The organism is Bacillus alkalicellulosilyticus (genome assembly GCF_002019795.1).
GTDB lineage: Bacteria > Bacillota > Bacilli > Bacillales > Bacillaceae_F > Bacillus_AO > Bacillus_AO alkalicellulosilyticum.
Genome location: NZ_KV917381.1, coordinates 1 through 5,440, shown reverse-complemented (window position 1 = coordinate 5,440; position 5,440 = coordinate 1). Strand labels below are relative to the sequence as shown.

General features: G+C 50.9%; 10 tRNA genes, 2 rRNA genes and 1 other annotated feature. All 12 genes read right to left on the bottom strand.

Annotated features, from left to right (window positions below):
* Positions 1–150: 150 nt before the first annotated feature.
* Positions 151–706: a sequence feature (16S ribosomal RNA rRNA prediction is too short), on the bottom strand.
* A 218-nt stretch (positions 707–924) separates the two neighbouring features.
* Positions 925–1,000 (bottom strand) — tRNA-Ala (locus tag BK585_RS00060).
* A gap of 10 nt (positions 1,001–1,010) precedes the next feature.
* A tRNA-Pro gene (locus BK585_RS00055) sits at positions 1,011–1,087 on the bottom strand.
* A gap of 19 nt (positions 1,088–1,106) precedes the next feature.
* Positions 1,107–1,183 (bottom strand) — tRNA-Arg (locus BK585_RS00050).
* A 20-nt stretch (positions 1,184–1,203) separates the two neighbouring features.
* Positions 1,204–1,292: transfer RNA gene (locus tag BK585_RS00045), tRNA-Leu, on the bottom strand.
* Positions 1,293–1,330: 38 nt separating this feature from the next.
* Positions 1,331–1,405, bottom strand: a tRNA-Gly gene (locus BK585_RS00040).
* 12 nt (positions 1,406–1,417) lie between these two features.
* Positions 1,418–1,502, bottom strand: a tRNA-Leu gene (locus BK585_RS00035).
* A 12-nt stretch (positions 1,503–1,514) separates the two neighbouring features.
* Positions 1,515–1,590 (bottom strand) — tRNA-Lys (locus tag BK585_RS00030).
* A gap of 24 nt (positions 1,591–1,614) precedes the next feature.
* A tRNA-Thr gene (locus BK585_RS00025) sits at positions 1,615–1,687 on the bottom strand.
* A gap of 5 nt (positions 1,688–1,692) precedes the next feature.
* Positions 1,693–1,768, bottom strand: a tRNA-Val gene (locus tag BK585_RS00020).
* Between the two features lie 10 nt (positions 1,769–1,778).
* Positions 1,779–1,894, bottom strand: a 5S ribosomal RNA gene (rrf, locus tag BK585_RS00015).
* 78 nt (positions 1,895–1,972) lie between these two features.
* Positions 1,973–4,906, bottom strand: a 23S ribosomal RNA gene (locus tag BK585_RS00010).
* A 336-nt stretch (positions 4,907–5,242) separates the two neighbouring features.
* Positions 5,243–5,318 (bottom strand) — tRNA-Ala (locus tag BK585_RS00005).
* Positions 5,319–5,440: the final 122 nt, after the last annotated feature.

Below are 5,440 nucleotides of genomic sequence, written 5' to 3'. Positions count from 1 at the left end.
TATCTACGCATTTCACCGCTACACGTGGAATTCCACTCTCCTCTTCTGCACTCAAGTCTCCCAGTTTCCAATGACCCTCCACGGTTGAGCCGTGGGCTTTCACATCAGACTTAAAAGACCGCCTGCGCGCGCTTTACGCCCAATAATTCCGGACAACGCTTGCCACCTACGTATTACCGCGGCTGCTGGCACGTAGTTAGCCGTGGCTTTCTGGTTAGGTACCGTCAAGGTGCCGACCTATTCGAACGGCACTTGTTCTTCCCTAACAACAGAACTTTACGACCCGAAGGCCTTCATCGTTCACGCGGCGTTGCTCCGTCAGACTTTCGTCCATTGCGGAAGATTCCCTACTGCTGCCTCCCGTAGGAGTCTGGGCCGTGTCTCAGTCCCAGTGTGGCCGATCACCCTCTCAGGTCGGCTACGCATCGTCGCCTTGGTAGGCCGTTACCCTACCAACTAGCTAATGCGCCGCGGGCCCATCCTGTAGTGATAGCCGGAGCCATCTTTTAATTTGAGGTCATGTGACCTCAAAGTTATCCGGTATTAGCACCGATTTCTCGGTGTTATCCCAGTCTACAGGGCAGGTTGCCCACGTGTTACTCACCCGTCCGCCGCTAACTGATTAAAAGCAAGCTTTTAATCAGTCCGCTCGACTTGCATGTATTAGGCACGCCGCCAGCGTTCGTCCTGAGCCAGGATCAAACTCTCCATAAAAGTGAGTTGATTAAGCTCATAAAAGTGTTGCTTTCGCAACTTTTTGTCATTTTACAATGACGGGTTTGCCATTTTTGCAATGGCAATGAGATATCATGTATCTCTTTCGCTTGGCTTTGTTCTGTTCAGTTTTCAAAGAGCTATACAATGACGTTTCACCGTCAGAAATACTATGTTACAGCATTCTGAAACAAATGTCAACATCTTTTTTGGTGGAGCCTAGCGGGATCGAACCGCTGACCTCCTGCGTGCAAGGCAGGCGCTCTCCCAGCTGAGCTAAGGCCCCATAAATTAAATGGTCGGGAAGACAGGATTTGAACCTGCGACCCCCTGGTCCCAAACCAGGTGCTCTACCAAGCTGAGCCACTTCCCGACATTAAATTGTATAATAATGGCGCGCCCGAGAGGAGTCGAACCCCTAACCTTTTGATCCGTAGTCAAACGCTCTATCCAATTGAGCTACGGGCGCATAATTTGATGTATTAAAAATGGTACCGAGGGCCGGACTTGAACCGGCACGATAGTCACCTACCGCAGGATTTTAAGTCCTGTGTGTCTGCCAATTCCACCACCCCGGCATATACATTAGAACTAGGTATTTTATTATAGTACCTATTGGAGCGGAAGACGGGATTCGAACCCGCGACCCCCACCTTGGCAAGGTGGTGTTCTACCACTGAACTACTTCCGCATATTTAAAATATGGTGCGGGTGAAGGGAGTCGAACCCCCACGTCATAAGACACTAGATCCTAAGTCTAGCGCGTCTGCCAATTCCGCCACACCCGCATATTTTAAAAATGGTGAGCCATGAAGGATTCGAACCTTCGACCCTCTGATTAAAAGTCAGATGCTCTACCAACTGAGCTAATGGCTCTTGATATATTGTGAAACTCAAGAGTGCCGGCCAGAGGACTTGAACCCCCAACCTACTGATTACAAGTCAGTTGCTCTACCAATTGAGCTAGGCCGGCATATATGGTGGAGGATGACGGGATCGAACCGCCGACCCCCTGCTTGTAAGGCAGGTGCTCTCCCAGCTGAGCTAATCCTCCAAATAAATACGCCTAGCAACGTCCTACTCTCACAGGGGGAAGCCCCCAACTACCATCGGCGCTGAAGAGCTTAACTTCCGTGTTCGGCATGGGAACGGGTGTGACCTCTTCGCTATCGCCACTAGACTTATTTAGTTGAAATATCACTTACGTGATCTCTCAAAACTAGATAGTATGCATTGTAGTCAATCTTCGTCTTATTTATAGGATAAGTCCTCGACCGATTAGTATCTCTCAGCTCCACGTGTCGCCACGCTTCCACCCGAGACCTATCAACCTCATCATCTCTAAGGGGTCTTACTGGATTAACTCCATGGGAAATCTCATCTTGAGGGGGGCTTCACGCTTAGATGCTTTCAGCGCTTATCCCGTCCACACGTAGCTACCCAGCTATGCTCCTGGCGGAACAACTGGTACACCAGCGGTGTGTCCATCCCGGTCCTCTCGTACTAAGGACAGCTCCTCTCAAATTTCCTGCGCCCGCGACGGATAGGGACCGAACTGTCTCACGACGTTCTGAACCCAGCTCGCGTACCGCTTTAATGGGCGAACAGCCCAACCCTTGGGACCTACTTCAGCCCCAGGATGCGATGAGCCGACATCGAGGTGCCAAACCTCCCCGTCGATGTGGACTCTTGGGGGAGATAAGCCTGTTATCCCCAGGGTAGCTTTTATCCGTTGAGCGATGGCCCTTCCATGCGGAACCACCGGATCACTAAGCCCGACTTTCGTCCCTGCTCGACTTGTAGGTCTCGCAGTCAAGCTCCCTTATGCCTTTGCACTCTTCGAATGATTTCCAACCATTCTGAGGGAACCTTTGGGCGCCTCCGTTACTGTTTAGGAGGCGACCGCCCCAGTCAAACTGCCCACCTGACACTGTCCCTGAACCGGATCACGGCTCGAGGTTAGAATTTCAGTACAGTCAGGGTAGTATCCCACCGACGCCTCCACCGAAGCTAGCGCTCCGGCTTCCAAGGCTCCTACCTATCCTGTACAAACTGTACCAAAATCCAATATCAAGCTACAGTAAAGCTCCATGGGGTCTTTCCGTCCTGTCGCGGGTAACCTGCATCTTCACAGGTAATATAATTTCACCGGGTCTCTCGTTGAGACAGTATCCAAATCGTTACACCATTCGTGCGGGTCGGAACTTACCCGACAAGGAATTTCGCTACCTTAGGACCGTTATAGTTACGGCCGCCGTTTACTGGGGCTTCAATTCAGAGCTTCGCCTTGCGGCTAACCCCTCCTCTTAACCTTCCAGCACCGGGCAGGTGTCAGCCCCTATACTTCGCCTTACGGCTTCGCAGAGACCTGTGTTTTTGCTAAACAGTCGCTTGGATCTTTTCACTGCGGCTCTCTCGGGCTTGCACCCTATCAGAGCACCCCTTCTCCCGAAGTTACGGGGTCATTTTGCCGAGTTCCTTAACGAGAGTTCTCCCGAGCGTCTTAGAATTCTCTTCTCGCCTACCTGTGTCGGTTTACGGTACGGGCACCTCTCACCTCGCTAGAGGCTTTTCTTGGCAGTGTAGGATCAGGAACTTCGGTACTTAATTTCCCTCGCTATCACAGCTCAGCCTTCATGGTGAACGGATTTGCCTATTCACCAGCCTAACTGCTTAGACGCACATATCCATCAGTGCGCTTACCCTACCTTACTGCGTCCCCCCATTACTCAAACGGTGAGGAGGTGGTACAGGAATTTCAACCTGTTGTCCATCGCCTACGCCTTTCGGCCTCGGCTTAGGTCCCGACTTACCCTGAGCGGACGAGCCTTCCTCAGGAAACCTTGGGCTTTCGACGGAGGGGATTCTCACCCCTCTTTTCGCTACTCATACCGGCATTCTCACTTCTACGCGCTCCACCAGTCCTCTCGGTCTGACTTCGCTGCACGCAGAACGCTCCCCTACCACTGTCCGTTAGGACAATCCATAGCTTCGGTGATACGTTTAGCCCCGGTACATTTTCGGCGCAGAGTCACTCGACCAGTGAGCTATTACGCACTCTTTAAATGGTGGCTGCTTCTAAGCCAACATCCTGGTTGTCTGTGCAACTCCACATCCTTTTCCACTTAACGTATACTTTGGGACCTTAGCTGATGGTCTGGGCTGTTTCCCTCTTGACTACGGATCTTAGCACTCGCAGTCTGACTCCCGAGGATAAGTATTTGGCATTCGGAGTTTGACTGAATTCGGTAATCCTGTGGGGACCCCTAGTCCAATCAGTGCTCTACCTCCAATACTCTTCCCTCGAGGCTAGCCCTAAAGCTATTTCGGGGAGAACCAGCTATCTCCGAGTTCGATTGGCATTTCACCCCTACCCACACCTCATCCCCGCGTTTTTCAACACGCGTGGGTTCGGGCCTCCATTCAGTGTTACCTGAACTTCACCCTGGACATGGGTAGATCACACGGTTTCGGGTCTACGACCACGTACTAACTCGCCCTATTCAGACTCGCTTTCGCTACGGCTCCGCCTCATCAGCTTAACCTTGCACGTAATCGTAACTCGCCGGTTCATTCTACAAAAGGCACGCTGTCACCCATTAACGGGCTCCAACTACTTGTAGGCACACGGTTTCAGGATCTATTTCACTCCCCTCCCGGGGTGCTTTTCACCTTTCCCTCACGGTACTGGTTCACTATCGGTCACTAGGGAGTATTTAGCCTTGGGAGATGGTCCTCCCGGATTCCGACGGGGTTTCACGTGTCCCGCCGTACTCAGGATCCACTCTGGAGAGAACGAAGTTTTGACTACAGGGCTGTTACCTTCTTTGGCCAGTCTTTCCAGACCGCTTCATCTACCCCGTTCTTTTCTGACTCCGTATAGAGTGTCCTACAACCCCAAGAAGCAAGCTTCTTGGTTTGGGCTGTTTCCGTTTCGCTCGCCGCTACTCAGGAAATCGCATTTGCTTTCTCTTCCTCTGGGTACTTAGATGTTTCAGTTCCCCAGGTCTGCCTTCTCATATCCTATGTATTCAGATATGGATACCATCCCATTACGGATGGTGGGTTCCCCCATTCGGAAATCCCCGGATCAAAGCTTACTTACAGCTCCCCGAGGCATATCGGTGTTCGTCCCGTCCTTCGTCGGCTCCTAGTGCCAAGGCATTCACCGTGCGCCCTTTCTAACTTAACCTCAGCTGGTTTATAAACGGCGGATTTCTTCGTCAGTTCGCTTCTGCGGTGCTCGAGTACCCGTTAAACGTACACTCCGCTCCTCAAAGCTTCACTTCCTCGAACTCCTTGTTTCTAATCCATCTGTAATTAATTGTCAATCCATAGATTGACTTAAGACGTTGAAGAATTCTTGACTATCTCAGTTCTCTCTTCTCAACATCAATAGATGTTGATCCGGTAAAACTTCAATGCATTACTATCTAGTTTTCAAAGACCACCTCGTTGCCTCAAAAAAGAGCAACTACTATACTTTAATAGAATTTTGATTGTTTTTCAACAACCAATGTTTGGTAATTGGTGGAGCCTAGCGGGATCGAACCGCTGACCTCCTGCGTGCAAGGCAGGCGCTCTCCCAGCTGAGCTAAGGCCCCGAAGCATTATTGATGCTAAAGACAATTAAATCCCGAACCTTGTTATAACAATTCGGTAGAAGTTTGTATGGTGGGCCTAAATGGACTCGAACCATCGACCTCACGCTTATCAGGCGTGCGCT